We start from the raw sequence: 20,906 nt of genomic DNA on the forward strand, positions 1-20,906 counted from the left end.
GAAAGTCACGCCACCGGAGCCCATGACCCCGCCTCGCACCCTGCTCGCCTACAGCGCCCCCCGCAGCGGCTTCGGGGACGAGTGGATGACCTTCCTGCCCATCGGCTTGGGCTACCTCCAGGCCATGCTCAAGTCCCGGGACCTGCCCTGCCGCGTGGCGAACCTGAGCGGCAAGGGGCGCAAGGAGATCCTCGAGTACCTGCGGGCCCAGAACCCGGCGGTGGTGGGCGTCTCCATGTTCACCTTCAACCGGAAGCGCTCCTACGAGCTGCTGACCTGGGCCCGGGAGGCCTGCCGGGACGCCATCCTCCTGGCGGGCGGGCCGCACCCCACGCACCTGGCCGACGAGGTCTTCGAGGACTGCCCGGCCCTGGACGCCATCGTGCAGGGCGAGGGCGAGGCCGTGCTGCTGGGCATCGCCGAGCGCCTGAAGACCGCCTCCGGCTCGGACCTCTGGAAGCGCACGCCGGGCCTCATCCTTCGCGAGGGTCGCACCCTGCCCCAGCCGCCCCTGGAGGACCTGGACGCCATCGGCATCCCCGCCGAGCACCTGGAGGCGGACTTCCTGAACGACGTGGGCCAGCTGGCCTACCTCAGCACCAGCCGCGGCTGCCCGGCCACCTGCAATTTCTGCAACACGCCGGAGTTCTGGGGCACCTCCATCCGCTTCCGCAGCGCGCCATCGGTGCTGCGGGAGATGCGGCTGCTGCGCGAGAAGCACGGCCTCACCTACTTCAGCTTCCGGGACGACACCTTCACCGCCAACCGCGACCGCGTGCTGACCCTGATGAAGGGCATCCAGGAGAGTGGCCTGTACCCCCTGTGGAACTGCCAGAGCCGCGTGAACCTGGTGGATGAGGACCGTCTGGTGGCCATGAAGCGGGCCGGCTGCGAGTTCATGCAGTTCGGCGTGGAGCACGGCAGCGAGCGCGTGCTGCAGCTGCTGGACAAGGGCACCAACCTTCGCCACGCCCGCCGCGCCCTGGGCCTGGTGCGCAAGGTGGGCATGAACCTGGGCATCTACCTCATCACCGGCATCCCCGGCGAGACCTGGGCGGATGTGGAGGAGACCGCCGCCTTCATCCGCGACACGCGGCCCCAGGACTGCCAGATCAGCCCCTTGGCGCTGTATCCGGGCACCCGCATGTTCGATCGGTACCGCGCCGAGGGCCGCATCCGCAAGGACTTCTACCGCGCCAGCGGCGACGCCGAGATCTTCGCCCGGGTGGACGGCCATACGGAGAAGGCCCTGCGGCACATCGACCATGTCGCCCAGCAGGCCCGGGCGAAGTCGCGATTCAGCCCCGCCGAGTTCGCCGAGCAGAAGGCCTGGCTGGGCTTCTGCGCCGTCACCAACCTGCTCTGCGGCGAGGCCGCCGAGGAGGAGGGCCGGTTCACCGAGGCCGAGGCGGAGTACGCGGAGATCATCGCGAAGGAGCCTGCCAATCCCTGGGGCTTCATGAAGCGGGCCCTGCTGCGGGAGAAGCTGGGGCGGCTCGACAAGGCCCGCGCGGATCTCGCCGAAGTGCTGGCCCTGGCCCCCGGCAACCCCGAGGCCACCGAGCTGGCGGCCCTCTGGGGCCTGAACCGGCACAAGACGCGGGCGAAAAAGCCCGCCCACGGACCCACGGCCGAGATGAAGGGCGCGGAGGCCTACCTCAGCCGGCCGAGGATGTAGCCTCCACCGGCTGCCCCGGCACCGCGATCCCCGCCCGGAGCGCGCGCCGCCAGGCCACCCAGCCGAGGACGCAGAGCACCTGGTAGACCAGGTAGAGCCCGCTGGTGACGTAGAGCCCCTTGTAGATCAGCAGGCCCACGGAGAGGCAGTTGGCCGCGATCCAGACCAGCCAATTCTCGAGCCACTTGCGGGTCATCATGAACTGGGCCGCGAGGCTGAGGGCCGTGATGAGGGAATCCAGCACGGGCACCGTGCTGTTGGTGAAGTGGCGCAGCAGCCAGGCCAGCACGGCGGTGGTGGCGGCCACCGCCAGGGCCAGGCTGATCGCCGCCGGCAGCCGGATGCGGCTCACGGTGAGCGCCCCGTGGTCCCGCCCCCCGTGCAGCCAGCTCCACCAACCGTAGATCGAGATGGCGACGTAGAAGGCCTGGAGCCCGACATCCGCGTAGAGGCCCGCACGGTAGAACAGCGCGATGAACACCAGGTTGTTGGCGATGCCGATGGGCCAGTTCCAGATGTTCTCCCGCACCAGCAGCGCCACGCAGGCCGCGCCCGTCAGGAACCCGAAGACCTCCATCCCGCTTGGCATCAGTCCTCGTGCTTCAGGTTCGGGCTGCGCTCCAGGATGGTCATCACCAGCCGCTCGAGCTGGTCCACCATGAGGAAGCGCAGGGTCGGATCGTCGGGACCGGTGTGGCCCGGCTCGCCACCGCCCTTCACGACGAAGAAAGGGCCGGAGCGGTCGAGGCGGGTGATGCGCTTCCAGAGCAGGCGGCCCGCCCCCAGCTTCCGGGCCAGGGGGGCCGGCAAGGCGTTGTGCTCCACGGCGAGGCCCAGCTCATCCACCAGCACCTGGGAACCCTCCACCAGGAGCAGACCCAGGAGGGTGGCCAGGAGCAGGGCGCCGCCCGCCACCACCGCACCGACGGCCGCCACCAGGGCCACCCAGAAGGACCACGTGGGCTCGCCCGCGGCCTCCGCCACCTTCATGGAGGCGCGGAGCACGGGGAGGCGCTCGAAGATCTGGGCCAGGGCGCGCACGCCCACCAGCCAGGAGCCCGCGAACAACAACACGGCCATGGCCCGCTGGGCGAAGGAGGGCCTGTAAACGAGGGGCGAGCCGACACTCATCAGGCTTCCATCTCCGCCACGATGGCTTCCGCCGCCGCAGCGGGATCCGCGGCGTGGGTGATGGGCCGCCCCACCACCAGCCAGGTGGAGCCTTGTTTCAGGGCTTGGGCCGGGGTCATCACGCGGGCCTGGTCCTGGGTGGCGGCGCCGGCGGGACGGATGCCCGGCGTGAGGCGGTGGAAAGCTTCGCCACAGGCCTCGCGGATGCTGGCGGCCTCCCAGGCTGAGCACACCACGCCGTCGCAACCGGCGCGGTGGGCCAGCTTCGCATAGGCCAGCGCCAGGTCTTCGGGCCGCCCCGCGTGGCCCAGGGCCGCCAGGGCTTCCCGGTCCAGGCTCGTGAGCACGGTGACCGCCAGCAGCTCCGTCCGGCCACCCGCGGCGCGGTGGGCGCGCACGGCCTCCACCGCCGCTTCCAGCATGGCGGGGCCCCCCTGGGCGTGGACATTCACCAGCCGCGGATCCAACTTCAGGACGGCCTCCAGGGCCCGGCGCACGGTGGTGGGGATGTCGTGGAGCTTGAGATCCAGGAAGACCGGCACCTGCTTCTGGAGCTCCCGGACGAAGGCGGGCCCCTCGGCGCAGAACAGCTCCAACCCCACCTTCAGCATGCCCACGCGGCCCGCCAGCCGCTCCGCCATGGCCAGGGCCTCCCCGGCCGTGGGCAGGTCCAGGGCCACCACGAGGCGATCCCGGGGCGTGAGAGGTGAGGGGGCTGAGTTCAAGGAGGACTCCCGTATGATGCGGAGGATCATTCTGCCACCAAGGGGACCCCGTGCCACTGACCACCCCGCCGCCCACGCCTCCCGCCGAGGTCCGTCCCGCGCCGCCCACGCCCGCCCAGCTGCAGGACCAGGCGCTGGACGCCTACGACTGGGGCCGCCCCCTGCCTGCGGCTCCCCGGGGCCCCGGGGCCGCCGCCTACCGGTGGCTCCAGGCCGCGGCCACCTTCGACCCGCTGGCGGCGCCGCCTGCCGACCCCTTCCCGCCCGGAGCCGCCCGCCGGGAGGCGGAGGCCCTGAGGACCCTGATGCACGCGCCCCAGGCCCGGCTGGCCAAGGACCTGACCGCCCTGCCCCTCCGCCAGGCGGGCACGGCCCTGGCCCTGTGGCGGTGGGGCAAGACCCAGGTCCGCGAAGGCCGGTTCACGCCGGCGATCCGGCAGGCCTGGGAGGATCGCCTGCTGGCGAAGGGGCCCGCCCTCACCCGGGGTTACGCCCTGCGTCATGCCCTGTGCTGGGCCCTGGCGGACCAGGACGAGGCCCGGTTCGCCGCGATCAAGGCCCGGGCCGATGAGTCCGCCGAACCCATCCTTTCCCCGTTCCAGCGGCTGTTCGGCCTGCTGGGCGGGCCTTCCCCGCTCCTGCGCCTGTGGACCCTGCCCGGCCAGGAGTACCAGGACCTGCGGCTGGACCAGCTGGGTGCCCGCCGCATCTGGATCTACCCGGCTGGAGAAGGCGCTTGGCCAGAGCTGCCCGCGGATGTGGCCTGGATCATCCCCAGTTTGGAGGCGGGCATGGACGAGCGCAGCGCGAGCATCCCCGAGGGGCTGGCGGCCGAGGCCAGGGCCCTGTCCGCGCGGCTCCAGGCCGCGGGACGGACCGCGCGCTACGTCCCCAGCCGAGCGGCCTTCGAGGTTCTGGGCCTGGCCTGGTTCCCCATCCTCATCGACCTGGACGCACAGGGGAACATCCAGAGGGTCCGCATGGGGGACGCGGCACCACGGAATCCCTAGGCTGGCTGGCGGAAGCCCTAGCCGATCCCGCAGCCCTGCAGCCACCCCGCCACGGCGCCCCAGACCATCTGCGACCAGTAGTAGAAGCCGCGCTTGATCGGCTTCGGCGTGTAGCTGGCGTGGAGCCGGTCCCTGAGCATGGGGTAGTTGCCGTCGGGATCCAGCACGGCGGCGGCCACGGGCGAATCGAACTCGTAGGTGATCCAGCGGTCCTGGCCGTCCCACACGAGCCGCTGCTCCTCGCGGTTCTCCAGGCGCACCCAGAGGGTGATCGGCACCTTCAGCCCGCCCTTCCGCTCGAGGGTGATGGAGCCCACCCGGCCAGGGGCCGCCGGCTGCGGCGCCGCGAAGACCGGCGCCTTGTCCGAGAACAGCCAGCCGCCCTGGGTGACCTCGCGGCTCTTCACGCAGCGGATGGCGTAGTCGAGCACCTCCGTGCCTTCCACGAAGTCCCGCCAGAAGGCCGAGAGATCGCGGCCGGACACGCGCTCCGCGATCCGCATGAAGTCGTGCCGGGTGGGATGGTGGAAGGCCATCTCCTGGGCGTAGGCCCGCATCACCTGCTCCATCACGGGCCGGCCCAGCATGGCCTCCAGTTGGTCCAACACCAGGGTGGGCTTGCCGTAGGCCGTCACAAAGTAGCTGCGGAGGTTGATCGTCTTGAAGCCGGCCCGCGTGAGGGGATCGGCGGACGGCAGGGACCAGTACCCCGACCACTCGACGAACTCCGTGGGGATCTGGAACCTGCGTCCGCTCAGCAGGCTGTGGTAGCTGCGTTCCATGGCCTTGCGGGTAAACCAGCTCGTGAAGCCTTCGTCCAGCCAGGGTTCCTCGAACTCGTTGCTGGCGAGCATGCCGTAGAAGTACTGGTGCCCGTACTCATGGACGGACACCACCTCGGGCACGAACCGCTGCTGGATGGGATCGAACGGCAGGGAGCCGGCGGTGATGAGGGTCGGATATTCCATGCCATCGGCACCCGAGGCGTCCTTCGGCGTGTCGATCACCGTCAGCGTGGGGTACGGGTACTTGAAGAACCACTCCTCGCTCCAGCGGAGGGCGTTCTCCACCGCCCGGCGCTGCCGCTGGAAATTCCCCCGGTTGCGATCCGCGGCGTAGTAGAACACCTGCACGCCGCGATACTCGAACATGGCCGGGTTCCGCCAGCTCTCCCGGGGCATCACCGCCCAGGCGAAGTCGTGGACATCCTCCGCGTGCAGGCGCCAGATCACGTTCAGGGGCCGCTTGGGATCCAGCTCGATCTCCGTCACGAAGTTCGTCTGGGTCCCCGTGTGGGCGAGGCCCAGCGCATTCGGCAGGGACAGGGACACGTCGTAGACGCCGAAATCCGCGAAGAACTCGGTGTTCGCGTGGTAGGCGTGGCAGTTCCACCGATCGCCCTGGTAGACGCCCACCTTGGGAAACCACTGGCCCGACATGAGGAAGTCCTCCGACCACCCGCTGCGCGCGAAGACCCTGGGGTAGCGGTTCTCCCAGGCGATCTCCACCTGGATGGTCTCCCCGGGCGCGACGGCCCGCGGCAGCTTCAGCCAATGGACAGTCTCGTCCTCGCCCGCGTGGCCGGGGAGGTCGCGACCCTCCATCCGGGCGCTGATGAGGCGGCAGTAACCCCAGGACGACGGCTCCGCGGGCCGATCCTGGTGGTCCATGCGCAGGCGCCCGCCGCTCTCCTGCACGAAGAGGCTCTGGGGCCCCTTGAAGGCGTTGAGGTACAGGTGCAGCGGCAGTTCCTGCGTGGGCGCCGTGCCCGTATTCCGCCACGACAGCGTCTCCGTCGCCTCCAGCGTCTTGTGCTCGAAGTCCAGCACCGCGTCGATCCGGTAGTTGGCGATCCGCGGCGACTTCGGCTTGTCGAACCACTTCTCCGGCGTCCACGTGCGCGGCGCTGCACCCAGCCCCATGGCCGCGAACAGCACCAGCGCAGCCAGCATGCGGCGTCCCATCGGATCCTCCAGAGCGTCCGTCGAGTCTACCAACTCCCGTCCACCATGCCTCCTTGCCACGCCCGGGATCCCTGCTACACTTGATTTCCTACCGCGGGGTGGAGCAGTCCGGTAGCTCGTTGGGCTCATAACCCAAAGGTCGCAGGTTCAAATCCTGCCCCCGCTACCAATCGAACGATGGCCGGAGCCGAGTGCTCCGGTTTTCGCGTACGCCCAGAGCAGACGGGTAGGATTTGGACCTGCGAGTGGCAGCCGCCCGATGAGCGCCCCGCGAAGACAGCCTGGGAGGCTGTCGCAGCGGAGACAGGCGCGAATCGTCGGCGGCAACGGTTCAAATCCTGCCCCCGCTACCAACCAAGAACGCCGCTGCCATTGAACAACATTTGTTTTTTAACCGCATGACCGCAAGGCCCCAGGCGCGGCGATACTCTGGGGATATTCTAGGAAACTCAAATCAGACATTTCTGGTGATGATCATAAGAACGGCTGGATTCAACCCCTTCGGTATCCAGTTTCACGGCCCCGCCATTGATCCCAGGTTCAAGAGCCGCCGAGCCGAGATATGGGTGCAGATGGCTGAATGGGTCACGCGTGGCGATGCGCTGCCCAAACTGCCCGAGTTGGTGGGCGATGTTTGGCGGGAACCGCAAAACCAGTCGAAAGTCCGATCCCCGCTCGCCCCTGGCAGGAACTGAAGCCGGGAACCAACGGGGATCGGGTATTCAGGAAGGCGTCAATCCTGTGTCGGCCCCGGAGCAAGTGCGCCGGGGCCGGAGGGGTAAGCATCAAGGCAGGGGCAGGACCACGCGGAAGCCTGAGTATTCATTGGCGGGAGTGGGAACCGGATTGATGGGATAGGCCCCACGCCGCTTGGACTGGCCATCGCTCGCGCTGCCGGCCCAGGACCCGCCCTTGTAGGAGTGCTGGATGTTCGGCGTGGCATCCAGCCAGGCACTGCCATCAACCGGGAGCGGGGGGATGCCCGGTCCAGTGACGGAATAATCGGCATGCCAATCATCCCGGCAGAGCTCCCACACGTTGCCGGTCATGTCGTACAGGCCCCAGGCGTTGGGGAGTTTCTTGGCCACCGGCTGAGTGGTCAGGTTGCTGTTGTCGGTATACCACATGTACTGCTGGATGAGCTGGATGACGGCCGGGTCTCCGCCACCCGGATCATAGGAGCCGAAATAGTAATTGTTGTTCAAGGGATCCGGGACGTTCAGCACGGTGGATTCACTCCCGGCCCGGCAGACGTATTCGTACTCGGCTTCCGTGGGCAGACGGAAGGAACTGCCCGCTAGCGGGCCCGTCAGAACCGACGCCGCGGCCGAGTTCAACATGTCCAGGAAGCCCGTACTGGGGGTGGTGATGGCATTGAAGTCCACCGTTTCCACAGGCCGAGCCAGCTCCTCCGGATCCGGGAATCCATTGCCCGTCGTGAAATGCGCGGGGTTGTTGTTCATGATGGCCACCCACTGGGCCTGGGTGCAGGGCACCTTCGCGATGTAGAACGCCTTGCCCAAGGTCACGCCATGTGAAGGCTGTGTCGAGGGATCTGACCCGACAACAGACTCCGTTTCGCCCATGGTGAAGGTTCCCGCCGGGACCAGGACTAAGTCGATCGAGGTGCTGACGATAGGCACCATCGGGTCCGCAGGCACCGTGACGGTCAGGTACGGGGCGGGATAATCCACGGCCACGGTGGCTGTATTGGTGCCAGCGAAGGCGAGGGTCTGGGTCAGCGAAAGCACGGCGGGGTAGCGCTGCAGGTTGACGGGCCCCAAGGTACCAGGCGTGCCGGTACCATCCGCGCCTCGCCCCTGGCCAGGTTGGCTCGGGTCCGTGACAGTCGCGGGGGTGATGGTATAGACGCCGTCCGCCAGGCCCGAGAGCGTTTGCGTGGCAGCGGTAAGCACCGCGCTGGTGTAGCCGCTGGGTCCAGTGACAACCACGTTGCCTGGCAGGTTGCCCAGACCCGTGATGTTCACGGTGAGGGTGTTGCCCACGATCACGGTGGCTGTGGCTGTGGCTGTGGCGGGAGTGGTCGCCGTGTTGGTCACGGTCAAGGTGAAGGTGGTCGTGGTTGTCAGATTGCCCGTGGTCTCGGCAACGGCGGTCGTCACGGCACCGACGCCATGGTCAACGGAGCCTGTTCCGCCGGTGAATGCCCCGGTCAGGGTCGTGCTGGTGCCCGCGGCGATGAGCGAGTCCGCGGCCGTGAAGCTGGTTATCACGGGCGGGTCCACCACATTCACAGTCACCTGCGCGGTTGCGGGGGTACCTGCGCCGTTGGTCACAGTCAGGGTATAGGTCGTGGTGACTGTCGGGCTCACATTTTTTGTTCCGGGGCTTGTGACGGAGCCCACGCCCTGATCGATGGAACCCGTGTCTCCACTGAAGGTGAACGACAGGGTGGTGCTAAAGCCATTGGTGATGGTGATGGTGCTGAGGCCGCCACTTGCGGTGAAGTTGGTGATGGCAGGAGCGGCCACGATGGTGCAGGTGGCTGTTCCCGCACTGGAGGCCGTGCCGGCGGCATTGGTGACGATGCAGGACAGGATGGTGCTGCCTGATGCTCCCGCTGTGAACGTGATGCTGGTCGAGGTGGCACCAGCCGTGATGCTTCCATTCGTGATGGTCCAGGCATAGGTACTACCCGCCGCCTGAGCCGGGACCGACGCGGTGTAACCCGCCTGGCTGGCGGTCACACTGGCCGGGGCCGTGACTACCGGAGTCGTCGGCGGGGCCACGATGGCGCACGTGGCTGTTCCGGCACTGGAGGCCGTGCCGGCGGCATTGGTGACGATGCAGGACGGGATGGTGTTGCCTGAGGCTCCCGCCGTGAACGTGATGCTGGTCGTGGTGGCACCGGCCGTGATGCTGCCATTCGTGATGGTCCAGGCATAGGTGCTGCCCGCCGCCTGAGCCGGAACCGACGCGGTGTAACCAGCCTTGTTGGCGGTCACACTGGCCGGGGCCGTGACTACCGGAGTCGTCGGCGCGGCCACGATGGCGCACGTGGCTGTTCCGGCAGTGGAGGCCGTGCCGGCGGCATTGGTGACGATGCAGGACGGGATGGTGCTGCCTGATGCTCCCGCTGTGAACGTGATGCTGGTCGAGGTGGCACCAGCCGTGATGCTTCCATTCGTGATGGTCCAGGCATAGGTACTACCCGCCTGGGCCGGGACCGACGCGGTGTAACCCGCCTGGCTGGCGGTCACACTGGCCGGGGCCGTGACCACCGGAGTCGTCGGCGGGGCCACGATGGCGCAGGTGGCTGTTCCGGCAGTGGAGGCCGTGCCGGCGGCATTGGTGACGATGCAGGACGGGATGGTGTTGCCGGATGTTCCCGCTGTGAACGTGATGCTGGTCGAGGTGGCACCAGCCGTGATGCTTCCGTTCGTGATGGTCCAGGCATAGGTGCTACCCGCCTGAGCGGGGACCGACGCGGTGTAACCCGCCTGGCTGGCGGTCACACTGGCCGGGGCCGTGACCACCGGAGTCGTCGGCGGGGCCACGATGGTGCAGGTGGCTGTTCCGGCAGTGGAGGCCGTGCCAGCGGCATTGGTGACGATGCAGGACGGGATGGTGTTGCCGGATGTTCCCGCCGTGAACGTGATGCTGGTCGTGGTGGCACCGGCCGTGATGCTGCCATTCGTGAGGGTCCAGGCATAGGTGCTACCGGCCGCCTGAGCCGGAACCGACGCGGTGTAACCAGCCTTGTTGGCAGTGATACTGGCCGGGGCCGTGACCACCGGAGTCGTGGGCGCGGCCACGATGGCGCACGTGGCTGTTCCGGCGGTGGAGGCCGTGCCGGCGGCATTGGTGACGATGCAGGACGGCGTGGCGTTCCCTGAGGCTCCCGCCGTGAACGTGATGCTGGTCGTGGTTGCACCGGCCGTGATGCTTCCATTCGTGATGGTCCAGGCATAGGTGCTACCCGCCTGGGCCGGGACCGACGCGGTGTAACCCGCCTGGCTGGCGGTCACACTGGCCGGAGCCGTGACCACCGGAGTCGTGGGCGCGGCCACGATGGCGCACGTGGCTGTTCCGGCAGTGGAGGCCGTGCCGGCGGCATTGGTGACGATGCAGGACGGCGTGGCGTTCCCTGAGGCTCCCGCCGTGAACGTGATGCTGGTCGTGGTTGCACCGGCCGTGATGCTTCCATTCGTGATGGTCCAGGCATAGGTGCTACCCGCCTGGGCCGGGACCGACGCGGTGTAACCCGCCTGGCTGGCGGTCACACTGGCCGGAGCCGTGACCACCGGAGTCGTGGGCGCGGCCACGATGGCGCACGTGGCTGTCCCGGCGGTGGAAGCCGTGCCGGCGGCATTGGTGACGATGCAGGACGGGATGGTGTTGCCTGAGGCTCCCGCCGTGAACGTGATGCTGGTCGTGGTGGCACCGGCCGTGATGCTGCCATTCGTGAGGGTCCAGGCATAGGTGCTACCGGCCGCCTGAGCCGGAACCGACGCGGTGTAACCAGCCTTGTTGGCGGTCACACTGGCCGGGGCCGTGACCACCGGAGTCGTCGGCGCGGCCACCACGGTCGCGGTCACTGGCAGGGTGACGGCGGTGCCCGTTGCATTGGCCACGGTCAGGGTGAAAATCGTTGTGGTCGCCAAATTGCCCGTGGGCACGGCAACACCGCTGGTCACGGCACCGATGCCGTGGTCCACTGTGCCCGTTCCGCCCGTGAACACTGCCGTCAATGTCGTTCCGGTTCCGGAGGTCACGGGACTCTTGGCCGCGACGAAGCTGGTGATGACAGGAGCCGCGATCACCGTGAGCGTGGCCCCACTGCTGTTGAGCGTTCCAACAGCGTTGGTCAAGGCGCAACGATACTGGGTACCGGTGTCGCTCAAGGAGGTGGCGGCTGTGGTGTAGCTGGCGCTCGTGGCGCCCGTGCCGCTGGACACGTTCGCCCAGGTGGTTCCGTTCGTGCTGGATTGCCATTGATAGGTGGCGACCGGGCTGGCATCCGGCACCACAGTGAAGGTGGCCGTGGCACCGACCGTCACACTCGCGTTGGCGGGTTGGGTGGTGATGGCAAGCCACCGTACGGTCAGTGTGGCCGCGGTGCTGGTGGCATCCGGGCTAACCGTGTTGGTGGCCACGGCGCGAAATTGGGCGGCATCGTCCGCCTTGACAGTGGCGGCGGTGGTATAGGTCGCGCTGGTGGCACCGGGGATCGCTGTCCAGGTGGTGCCACCGTCGTTGCTGCGCTGCCAGGTGAAGGTGGGCGCAGGCGTGCCGCTGGCCGCGGCCGTGAAGGTGGCTGTGCTACCCGCGTTCACGATCTGGCTCGCTGGCTGGGTGGTGATCAGGGGAGCCGTATTTGGGGGGGTGGTTCCGCCACCGCCTCCGCAGGCCATGGTCAGGATGAGTGCCGCCTGGGCCAGAAACAGCCCTGCGGAACGCCAGGTGAAGGGCGATGACCCACTCTTGGTGGATAGTGGTGGCCTCTGCGCTGCCATGCACATAACCGGCTCCTGGTTTGTTGAATACAGTGAATTCCGGATGGGTCCTCGTCAAGGAATGTTAAGAAAATTAATGAGTTACCGACTATGTAACAATTTTGCCCCATGTAGGTTTTTTCATGTGGCTGTACCCAAAATCATCTCAAATTAATAATTGAGCCATAGCCGTAGGACCTGAATGGACAACCACTGAGGTTGATATTCAGGATCCTGAATGGCTGTACCGGAGAAGTTCGTGGGTCTTTGCAAGGCTTCCTGACTGGTTCCTCTGGTTTCGTGACCCGCCCGAATCGGATGCCTTGACTGGTGGATTGAGGCTGGCTCCACCGATGGTGGCCGCTTGAGCCACGCGGCAGGTCTCCTCCTGATCGGCGCGCGGTCCTGGAAGCGGGCGTATGAGCCATTTTCGAGCTGCAGGCGACTTCGCTCATTTCTCTCGCCCAGGCTTCGACACGCGGGTTCCATGCGGACAATCAGCGCTTCGAAATGGTCTAGCAGCTATTTCAAAAGTGGAACTTTTTCCTAGACCAAACAACTGGAGACATTGGGAGGTGACCTGGTGGTCCACCTTCTCAAGGATCTTCATGCGCAACTTTCCGCCCACCACTTTTGTAGACACCACCCAGATCGGTTGGATCCCACTCTCCGAGGGGTTGTCCTTCAAACCCATCTATATTTTCCCAGACCTCAGTGGTTGGCAGCTCCTGCTCCGGCTGGAACCTGGAACGGTGATCTCTCGCCACCGCCACACTGGAGAGGTCCACGCCTTCAACCTTTCTGGCACAAGGCGGCTGGATACCGGCGAGATCGTAGGCCCCGGCATGTACGTTCACGAACCTGCGGGGAATGAGGACAGTTGGGAGGCCATCGGCGATGAGCCCTGCATTGTCCACATCGAAGTGAACGGCCGGAATGAATACCGGGATGCAGCGGGGAATCTGATCCGCGTCGCGGATGCTCTCGGCGCTCGCCAGGACTATCTGGATTGGTGCCACACCGAGGGCGTGGAGCCGCTCCCAGCCCTCGCGGAGAAAGCGTGAGCCAGGACAACCAAACAAGAGCATCAGGCTGGGTCTTATCGGAGGCATTGAACCGGTCCATTGGGTTCATCCCTCCCATTGGGGCGCTCGTTTATCCATACGTGCTCGTGGGATTCCACACTTCCCTGGACCACAGAGGGGGTAGGTTCGGCCTGGTCCCAGCCGCCTTGCTACTGCTGGCCTTCCTCATGCCTGTCGCAGCTCTGCTCGCCGCCATGCACCTCGGGGGAATCCAGGCGCCCAATTCGGCTGAACTGAGGGCCCGCAGGGTGGCCCTGCTTGCAGTCGCCTCGCCCGCCATTTTCACCCTGGCCAGTGTCGCCCTCTACATGGTCGGCTACCCTCAAACCTGCACTTGGTTATTGAGCCTCATGTGGGCCGGCTTCGCTGTCCTGATCGCCTTGAGTGACCGGACGCACCCCGTGACCGTGCTCCCTGCGCGCCCGCGCATCAAGCTGCGAAAGTTCCATGGATATACAGCCCTTGGAATCCTCCTGGTCTTTCTGGGAGGTCATCTGGCCAATCACCTCCTCGGTCTTATCGGACCAGAGGCCCATGCCGCGATGATGCGGTCCCTGCGCCAGGTTTACCGATCACCGGTGGTAGAACCGCTCCTCATGATTGGTTTCTTCGCCCAGATTGCCACGGGGGTCTTTCTCGGATGGCAGTACACGAAATGTGCCACCGGCCGATTCCGGACATTCCAGCTCGCATCAGGAATCTATCTCAGCTTCTTCATCATCAGCCACAGCAATGCTGTCTTCATCCTGGCCCGCAGAATCCTCAACATCGACTCCGACTGGGGGTTCGCCACCGGGGCCCCCACGGGACTGATTCATGATGCGTGGAACATCCGTCTGGTCCCTCTTTATTGGCTGGCAGTATTCTTCGTCCTTTCTCATGTGGGCAGCGGCCTGCGGGCCATCATGCTGGCGCATGGAGCACGGCGGGAATTGGCGGATGGCGTGGTGGTCTGGGGCGCCGTAGCCTCAGCCCTTATCGCCACCGCCATTCTGCTTGGCATGTGCGGCCTGCGACTCCAGTTCCTTTAAGGCGCGCGGTAAGCGGAGCAACGCGGAAGCCAGCAGAGATGCCACTCACCCGCGGGCGGAAGGACATCTCAGCGCCTCAGCGGTCTGGCCGTCAGGCATCTCCCGGGATCCCTTCGCTTTCGGCGAGGAGGGCCGCCCACTCGGCTTTCTTGGCTTTCAGCGTTTCCTTGAGGACCAGAGGGCTCATCTCTTCTTCGATAACCTCGAGGATGACGTACTCGAAGGCTGCCTCGCCGTGCTGGTTCCAGGCCGCCTGCAGCCCGCGATCCAGGTGGCGTCCCTCGTTCAGCTGATGCCAGAGGCCGTTCCGGGTGGTGTCGAGGTTCGGGTTCGCGCCGGCCCACGCGCGACCCGACGCCCGGTGGCGCACCGCATAGATGCCGGGCCGTGGCTTCCGCTCCTTGTAGGCCCGAAGCGCCGCTTTCCGATCGAAGGATCCGTCCATGCCCTTTCCTCCCGTCTCCCAGGTCCGCGCCGTCAGAGCCCGGACTCGAATGCCGCCTGCGCCAGCTTCCGCGCATGCTCCCGGACGTCCACCGGCCAGGGCTGGATGTGCGTCTCGAAGGCCGCCGCGTTCCCCGCGTAGAGCGCCCGCAGGGCCTCCTCGTACCCGGGGGCGTCACCGGCCAGGGCCGCCATGAAGCGGTAGGCGCGCTCCTGGGCCAGGCGCCTGCGCTCGCTGGCCGTCCCCGCCCGGCGGGCCTCTTCCACGAGCTTGCGCAGGGTCACCGAGGCTCCGCCAGGCTGGGCGCTGAGCCACTCCCAGTGCCTCGGGAGGAGGGTGACCTCCCTTGGCACGACGCCGAGCCTGGGCCTGCCCCTTCCCCGCGGCTTCTCCGGCTGCTCCTGCGGACCGCCGAGGCGGGCGACCACATCCTCGGGCGTCCCCCGCAGGTCGAGGTCGATGACGCGGCCCGTTTCATCGTCGAGCACCAGCACACTGGGCGCCACATCCTCCGCTTGGCCGCCATCCACGCGGGCCTTCACGGCCTCGGCCACCTGCCTCAGCGGACCGGAGGCGAGACGGCGCGGACCGTCGAAGGCGGTGCAAAACGTCAGCGTACGATCGGGCATGGAGGTATCCTTTCCTCTTCGCCTATTATTACCCGTATTAAAATCGCCCCGCAATAACATCCGTATAAAATTGATCTCACCGATTTTTTGCCAGATCATTCCGAGGGTGGCCGCAAAAAAAGATAGCTCTTCTGGAAACTCACCATGGCGCACGCCGGCTGACTCGGACACAATCCTTGCCGCCATGGCCGCCATGACCTTGCATGTTCCGGGACTCGACCCGCTCCTGCTGGAGGGAGAGGACGGCCAGGCCTGGCATTTCGGCCGCTCCCACCAGAACGACGTGGTGATCGCCGATGGGGCCCTGAGCCGGCGCCACGCCCGGATCGTGATGCACCGGGGCATCCCCTTCCTCGAGGACCTGGACAGCCGCAACGGCACCTTCATCAATGGCGAGCGGGTCCATGCCCCCCGCCCCCTGCGCGGCGGGGACGAGGTGCACCTCGGGTCCGTCCACATCCGGGTGACCGGCGGAACCCTCGGTCCCGAAGTCCGGTTCCGCGACGAGAGCGGATCCTCGCCCCAGTCGAGCGTGGTCCTTCCCATCGACGAGGCCTGGCGGACCTGGCTGCCCTCGGGCGCGTCGGACCGCATGGGGGCGGTGATCCGGGACTTCCAGGACCTCAGCCTGGAGCTCATCAAGGACGTGCCGCCCGGAACGCTGCTCGACCATGTGCTGGACCACCTCTGGAACCAGCTCCATCCCTGGCGGGCGGCGATCCTCCTCTCGGGCCCCGGCGGGAGCCTGAAGCCCGTGGCCTCCCGCGCCAGCGAAGGACACGCCCCCATCAGCCTCTCCACGCATCTGGTGGAATCCGCCCTGGCGCGGCGGCAGGCCGTGCTCTTCCGTGATGTCGAGGCGGGCACCGCGAGCCCTTCCCTGCTCCTCAGCGGCATCTCCACGGCCATCGTGGCGCCCCTGGAATTCGAAGGCGCCATCCTCGGCCTGCTCTACCTGGACGCCAAGGCGCCGCGCGCCCCCTTCACCGAGCAGGACCTGGGCCTCGCCAGCACCTTCGCCCACCTGGCCTCGGCGAAGCTGGAACAGGTCCGCATGCAGGAAGAGGCCCAGAGGCGGCGCTCCCTGGATCAGGAGCTGGACCTGGCCAGGCACATCCAGCAGGGCCTCCTTCCGGGCCTGCCCCCGGAGATCCCGGGCTACGAGCTCCATGGCAACAACCTCCCCAGCCGGCAGGTGAGCGGCGACCTCTTCGGATGGTGGCTTCGGGAAGATGGCCGCTGGCTCCTCGCTTTGGCCGACGTCAGCGGGAAGGGCCTGGGGCCGGGGCTCCTCATGGCGAGCCTCTCCGCCTTCCTGGAAGCCTTCGGCGAGCGGGACTTCGCGCCGGATGATCTCGCCTTCCACCTCTCCCGATCCCTGGCCCGGCACACGGACGGGAAGCGGTTCGTGACGGCCTTCCTGCTCCTCTTCGAGCCCGCCACCGGCGAGGTGACCTACACGAACGCGGGCCACAACCCAGGCTACCTGGTGAGCGCCGACGGGACCTTCATGGCGCTGGAATCCCAGGGGCTGCCCCTGGCCATGCTGCCGGGGCAGCCGTACGGCTCCGGCTCCTTCCGCCTGGAACCCGGCGACCTCCTGGCGCTCTACACCGACGGCATCACGGAAGCCGCGGCTCCGGACGGCGAGGAGTACGGCGAGGATCGCCTCCAGGCCTTCCTGCGGGCGAGCCTGACCCTCGGGCTCGATGCCATCGACGCCGGCCTCATGGCCGATCTGGAAGCCCACGCGAAGGGCGCCCCCTTCACGGACGACCGCACCATCCTCCTGCTGCGGCGGACCGCTAGCTCTTCTGGATGAAGGGCCGGAACAGCTCGCTGGGCAGGGGGATGAAGCTCGTGGTGTTGTGCTCGCTGGAGATCTCCACCATGGTCTGGAGGAAGCGCAGCTGGAGCGAGATGGGCTGCTCCGCCATCATGGCGGCGGCCTGCACCATCTTCTCCGCGGCCTGGAACTCGCCCTCGGCGTTGACCACCTTGGCGCGCCGCTCCCGCTCGGCTTCGGCCTGCTTGGCCATGGCGCGCTTCATGCCGTCGGGCAGCACCACGTCGCGCACCTCCACGGTGCTCACCTTCACGCCCCAGGGCTCGGTCTGGCGGTCGATGATCTCCTGGAGCTTGAGGTTGATCATCTCCCGGTGCGACAGCAGCTCGTCCAGCTCCGACTGGCCCAGCACGCTGCGCAGCGTGGTCTGGGCGATCAGAGAGGACGCCTTGAGGAAGTTCTCCACCTTGACCACGGCCGCCTGCGGGTCCACCACGCGGAAGTAGACCACGGCGTCGACCGTCGCTGGGACGTTGTCGCGGGTCATCACCTCCTGCTTGGGCACGTCGATGGTCACCACGCGCAGGTCCATGCGTACCATGCGGTCGATGAAGGGGATGAGGAAGATCAGGCCCGGCCCCTTGGCGCCCCGGAGCTTGCCCCAGCGGAAGATCACGCCCCGCTCGTACTCGCGCAGGATGCGGGCCGCCTGGGGCAGGACGATCAGTCCCAGCGCCACCAGCACGACGATCCAGGGTCCCAGGTACATCACGTAGGCGTTCATGGCCGCTCCTCCTCGGAAGTCCCCACGGGTTTCACCGTCAGGGTCAGGCCGTTCAGCGCCACGATCTCCACGACCTGCCCCGCCGCGATGGGCACGGCGCTGACGGCGTCCCAGTATTCGCCTTCGAGGAACACCTTCCCCCGGGAGGCGTCGATCGGTTCCACGGCCGCGACGGTCCGACCCAGCATCGTCTGGGCGCCGGCCCTGGCCGGGAGGCGCTGGGCGCGGATGCCCGCGCCGGCCACGAAGATGAAGAACAGGGCCGTCACGACGGTGGCCGGCACCAGCCACATCAGCGAAAGCCGCAGGAAGGGCTCGCTCCGGTCGAACAGCATGAACAGCCCGAGGAAGAACGCGATCACCCCGCCCCCCGTGAGCACGCCGTGGGTCGGTGCGAAGGCGTCGATGGTGAACAGCACGAGGGCCACGGCGATCAGCGCCAGCCCCGTGATGTTCATCGGCAGAACGGAGGCCAGATACAGCAGGAGGAGGAGCGCGATCACGCCCGCCACGCCTGGCAGGATGGCCCCGGGGCTGGTCAGCTCCCCGATGATCCCGTACACCACGACCAGCATCAGGATCAGCATCACCTGCGGATGCGCGATGGTCTGGAACGCCTGCTCCCGCATCGACAGGGGGATCTCGACGACGGTCGCCCCGGCCGTCTCCAGCCGCCAGGCCCCGACCTGCCGACCATCCAGCCGCCGCAGCAGATCGGGCATGTCGTCCGCGAGGAGATCCACCACATTCAGCTCGAGGGCCTTGTCCGCTGGGATGGCTGCGCTCTCGCGCACCGAGGCCCGGGCCCATTCCATGTTGCGGTGCCGCTTGCCGGCGATGGCCTCCAGGTAGCTGGCGGCGAAGTTCTCCAGCTTCTGCTTCATCACCTCGTCCTGCTTCTCGCCCCCGCCGATCCCCACGGGATGCGCGGCCCCGATGCTGGTGGACGGGGCCATGGCCGCCACGTCGGCCGCCATGGTGATGAAGCAGCCCGCGCTGCCGGCCCAGGCGCCCTGGGGGGAGACGTAGACGACGGTGGGCACGGGAGAGCGCAGGAAGCTCTGGATGATCTCCTTCGTGGAGTCCAGGAGCCCGCCCGGCGTGTCGAGCTGGATGACCAGGCATTGGGCCTTCTGGCCCGCGGCCTCCCCGATGGCCCGCGCCACGTAGGTCGCCGTGGCCGGGCCGATGGTGCCCTGGATCCGGGCCACGCAGACCCGCCGGTCCGGCGTCCCGGGAGCCCACAGCAGCGGCGCGGCCAGGATGGCGAGCGCCAAGGCGGCCACCCGGCGGAACCAAGCCGCCGGGTACTCCGGGGATTTCACCCTTCCGCGACCAGTTCGCACAGCGACCTCGCGGGAACCGATCCAGTTTATCAACCTCGTCCAGCCGGCCTCATACTCGTCCCATGTTCGTGGCGGTGGGTCGGATTCCTGGAACTCCCGAGGCCGTGGCCCGAGCCGCGCGGCTGGCGGGCCTCGCCCTGCCGGACGCGGCGCGGATGTTGGCGGGCACCCTGCCTCGGATCCTCGTCAGGGCTACGCCGGACGGCGAGAGCCTGGTGGCGGCCCTGACGGCGGAGGGATTCCTCGCCTGGGCGGCCGAACCCTCCGCCGTTCCCTCGGACGGAGCCCGCGTGGTGGTGCGAAGCCTGGACTGGGTGCCGGGAGGCTTCCAGGCCGTGGACGCGAAGGGCCAGACCCACCCGTGCCCCCTGGACGCGGTCCGTCTCCTGCAGCGGGGAGCCCGGACCCAGAGCACCACGGAGATCCTCAAGACCAAGGAGACGCGCTTCGACCTGGGCAAGGCCGTCCTCAGCGGAGGGCTCCTGCTGACCAAGAAGGTGGAGAAGGTGGAGGAGCGCACCACCCACGCCAAGGAGCCCTTCCTCCTGGTCCAGCGCGGGGATGGCCACCCGGACCTGATGGTCTATGAACACGCCATGGACTACCGCTGCCTCGGCGCGGACATGCGCCCCGCGACCCTGGCCAACCTCGCCCTGCTCACCACGCGGTTCCAGACCCTCTGCCCGCAGGCTCCCCTCGATGACCGCGTGGGCCGCCCGGGCTTCGTGGCCGGCCTGCCCCACCTCCCCGTGGACCCCGTGGACCTGGCCCTGGACCTGGTGTCCGAGGCCCGGCGGAGGGGCTGCTGAGTGCGCTACGACGAGCCCCTCTTCCGCCCGCCCAGTGAGGCCGACTCGTTCATTCTCCAGGCGACCCTGGGGTGCTCATGGAACGCCTGCACCTACTGCGCCATGTACCAGGGGAAGCGGTACCGGGAGCGGCCCCTGGAGGACGTGCTGGCCGACATCGCCGAGGCCGGGACCCGCTTTGCGGAGGACGTGCGGCACGTCTTCGTGGCCGACGGCGATCCCCTGGGCATGGCCGTGGACCGATGGGAGCCCATCCTCCGGGCCCTGGCCGATTCTTTTCCGCGGCTGCGGCGGGTCAGCACCTACGCCACCGCGCGCAACCTCCTGGGGAAGACGCCCGGGGGACTGAAGCGGCTCCGGGAGCTGGGCCTGTCCCTCCTCTACCTCGGCCCGGAATCGGGCGATGACGAGACCCTCCACCGAATCGCCAAGGGAGCCACGGCGGAGGAGCACGTCGAGGCCGCTCACCGGGCCCGGGAGGCGGGCATGGACCAGTCCCTCATCTTCCTCCTGGGCGCCGGGGGCCGCGAACGCAGCGAGGCGCACGCCCGCGCCTCGGGCCGGCTGGCCACGGCCATGGATCCCCGCTTCCTCTCCACGCTGACCCTGACCGTGGTCCCCCACACGCCCCTCGCCGCGTTGGAGGACCAGGGACGCTTCGAGCTTCCGGACCAGCGGGGGCTCCTGATGGAACTGCGCTGGTTCCTGGAGGAGGCCCGTCCCGGCAACGCCATCTTCCGGTCCAACCATGCCTCGAACTACCTTCCCATCGGCGGCCGCCTGCCGCGGGACCGGGAGGCCATGCTGGCCGCAATCGACGCCGCGCTCGAAGGCAAGGTGCCCCTGCGGCCCGAGTGGGCGCGGGGGCTCTGAGGCCCCTCAGCGCCGTCGGGCGGCGGGACAGCCGCCGGAGCTGCAGTGGGAGCAAGCGTTCCCCGCCTTCAGGTCCTGATAGGCGCCCCGCAGGAAGTAGAAGGCCGACCAGCTGACGGCAGACGCGACGAGGACGAGCTGGAGGTTCATGGGC

General features: G+C 67.7%; 17 protein-coding genes and 1 tRNA gene. 8 read left to right on the forward strand and 10 right to left on the reverse strand.

Annotated elements, in window-relative coordinates; genetic code table 11:
* Positions 1 to 22 precede the first annotated feature (22 nt).
* Complete coding sequence (locus MLE64_RS06185) at positions 23 to 1,678, forward strand: B12-binding domain-containing radical SAM protein (RefSeq protein WP_243316907.1); 1,656 nt, start codon at positions 23 to 25, stop codon at positions 1,676 to 1,678.
* Here MLE64_RS06185 and pnuC read toward each other — a convergent pair.
* From pnuC to pyrF, 3 genes are read right to left on the reverse strand one after another with little or no spacing between them, the layout of a single operon-like run.
* Positions 1,659 to 2,267 (reverse strand): nicotinamide riboside transporter PnuC, encoded by a 609-nt coding sequence (gene pnuC / locus MLE64_RS06190; protein ID WP_243316908.1) that lies wholly within the window; start codon positions 2,265 to 2,267, stop codon positions 1,659 to 1,661. The two genes, MLE64_RS06185 and pnuC, sit on opposite strands and share 20 nt — an antisense overlap.
* Positions 2,267 to 2,809: a hypothetical protein gene (locus tag MLE64_RS06195; RefSeq protein ID WP_243316909.1), complete on the reverse strand. Its 543-nt coding sequence runs from the start codon at positions 2,807 to 2,809 to the stop codon at positions 2,267 to 2,269. The genes pnuC and MLE64_RS06195 overlap by 1 nt, the downstream gene beginning before the upstream one ends.
* On the reverse strand, positions 2,809 to 3,534 hold the full coding sequence (gene pyrF / locus MLE64_RS06200; protein ID WP_243316910.1) for an orotidine-5'-phosphate decarboxylase: 726 nt from the start codon (positions 3,532 to 3,534) through the stop codon (positions 2,809 to 2,811). Before pyrF ends, MLE64_RS06195 begins: the two co-directional genes overlap by 1 nt.
* 50 nt (positions 3,535 to 3,584) lie before the next feature.
* Here pyrF and MLE64_RS06205 point away from each other — a divergent pair, with 50 nt between their 5' ends.
* Entirely contained in the window at positions 3,585 to 4,544 is a 960-nt protein-coding gene (locus tag MLE64_RS06205; RefSeq protein ID WP_243316911.1) for a hypothetical protein, read from the forward strand.
* Between the two features lie 17 nt (positions 4,545 to 4,561).
* Here MLE64_RS06205 and MLE64_RS06210 read toward each other — a convergent pair whose 3' ends face one another.
* Positions 4,562 to 6,508: a M1 family metallopeptidase gene (locus MLE64_RS06210; protein WP_243316912.1), complete on the reverse strand. Its 1,947-nt coding sequence runs from the start codon at positions 6,506 to 6,508 to the stop codon at positions 4,562 to 4,564.
* 92 nt (positions 6,509 to 6,600) lie between these two features.
* On the opposite strand from MLE64_RS06210, the gene MLE64_RS06215 reads away from it, so the two are divergent.
* Positions 6,601 to 6,677 (forward strand) — tRNA-Met (locus MLE64_RS06215).
* Between the two features lie 616 nt (positions 6,678 to 7,293).
* Here the strand turns inward: MLE64_RS06215 and MLE64_RS06220 are convergent.
* Positions 7,294 to 11,985 carry an SUMF1/EgtB/PvdO family nonheme iron enzyme gene (locus tag MLE64_RS06220; protein ID WP_243316913.1) on the reverse strand — a complete coding sequence of 1,564 codons (4,692 nt, stop codon included), beginning with the start codon at positions 11,983 to 11,985 and terminating at the stop codon, positions 7,294 to 7,296.
* Between the two features lie 587 nt (positions 11,986 to 12,572).
* Between MLE64_RS06220 and MLE64_RS06225 the strand changes: the two genes are divergently transcribed.
* Positions 12,573 to 13,028: a cupin domain-containing protein gene (locus MLE64_RS06225; protein WP_243316914.1), complete on the forward strand. Its 456-nt coding sequence runs from the start codon at positions 12,573 to 12,575 to the stop codon at positions 13,026 to 13,028.
* Positions 13,025 to 14,080: a hypothetical protein gene (locus MLE64_RS06230; RefSeq protein WP_243316915.1), complete on the forward strand. Its 1,056-nt coding sequence runs from the start codon at positions 13,025 to 13,027 to the stop codon at positions 14,078 to 14,080. The genes MLE64_RS06225 and MLE64_RS06230 overlap by 4 nt, the downstream gene beginning before the upstream one ends.
* 91 nt (positions 14,081 to 14,171) lie before the next feature.
* On the opposite strand, the gene MLE64_RS06235 is transcribed toward MLE64_RS06230, so the two are convergent.
* Together MLE64_RS06235 and MLE64_RS06240 are read right to left on the reverse strand one after the other, a co-directional pair.
* Positions 14,172 to 14,525, reverse strand: a complete 354-nt coding sequence (locus MLE64_RS06235) for a GIY-YIG nuclease family protein (RefSeq protein WP_243316916.1) — start codon at positions 14,523 to 14,525, stop codon at positions 14,172 to 14,174.
* Between the two features lie 32 nt (positions 14,526 to 14,557).
* The gene (locus MLE64_RS06240; RefSeq protein WP_243316917.1) at positions 14,558 to 15,154 is read right to left on the reverse strand and encodes a DUF2239 family protein; all 597 of its coding nucleotides are present in this window, start codon (positions 15,152 to 15,154) and stop codon (positions 14,558 to 14,560) included.
* A 184-nt stretch (positions 15,155 to 15,338) separates the two neighbouring features.
* On the opposite strand from MLE64_RS06240, the gene MLE64_RS06245 reads away from it, so the two are divergent.
* Positions 15,339 to 16,976 (forward strand): SpoIIE family protein phosphatase, encoded by a 1,638-nt coding sequence (locus MLE64_RS06245; protein WP_243316918.1) that lies wholly within the window; start codon positions 15,339 to 15,341, stop codon positions 16,974 to 16,976.
* On the opposite strand, the gene MLE64_RS06250 is transcribed toward MLE64_RS06245, so the two are convergent.
* Together MLE64_RS06250 and MLE64_RS15945 are read right to left on the reverse strand one after the other, a co-directional pair.
* Positions 16,960 to 17,724, reverse strand: coding sequence for a slipin family protein (locus MLE64_RS06250; RefSeq protein ID WP_243295887.1), 765 nt, complete (start codon positions 17,722 to 17,724; stop codon positions 16,960 to 16,962). The two genes, MLE64_RS06245 and MLE64_RS06250, sit on opposite strands and share 17 nt — an antisense overlap.
* Entirely contained in the window at positions 17,721 to 19,049 is a 1,329-nt protein-coding gene (locus tag MLE64_RS15945; protein WP_243316919.1) for an NfeD family protein, read from the reverse strand. The genes MLE64_RS06250 and MLE64_RS15945 overlap by 4 nt, the downstream gene beginning before the upstream one ends.
* 125 nt (positions 19,050 to 19,174) lie before the next feature.
* On the opposite strand from MLE64_RS15945, the gene MLE64_RS06260 reads away from it, so the two are divergent.
* Positions 19,175 to 19,879, forward strand: a complete 705-nt coding sequence (locus MLE64_RS06260) for a hypothetical protein (protein ID WP_243316920.1) — start codon at positions 19,175 to 19,177, stop codon at positions 19,877 to 19,879.
* The gene (locus MLE64_RS06265) at positions 19,880 to 20,752 is read left to right on the forward strand and encodes a B12-binding domain-containing radical SAM protein (protein WP_243316921.1); all 873 of its coding nucleotides are present in this window, start codon (positions 19,880 to 19,882) and stop codon (positions 20,750 to 20,752) included.
* Between the two features lie 6 nt (positions 20,753 to 20,758).
* Here MLE64_RS06265 and MLE64_RS06270 read toward each other — a convergent pair whose 3' ends face one another.
* A complete protein-coding gene (locus MLE64_RS06270) occupies positions 20,759 to 20,902 on the reverse strand; it encodes a hypothetical protein (RefSeq protein WP_243295883.1) in 144 nt (47 codons plus the stop codon).
* Positions 20,903 to 20,906: the final 4 nt, after the last annotated feature.

The sequence above is a fragment of the Geothrix paludis genome, assembly GCF_022808815.1.
In the GTDB taxonomy this organism is placed as follows: Bacteria; Acidobacteriota; Holophagae; order Holophagales; family Holophagaceae; genus Geothrix; species Geothrix paludis.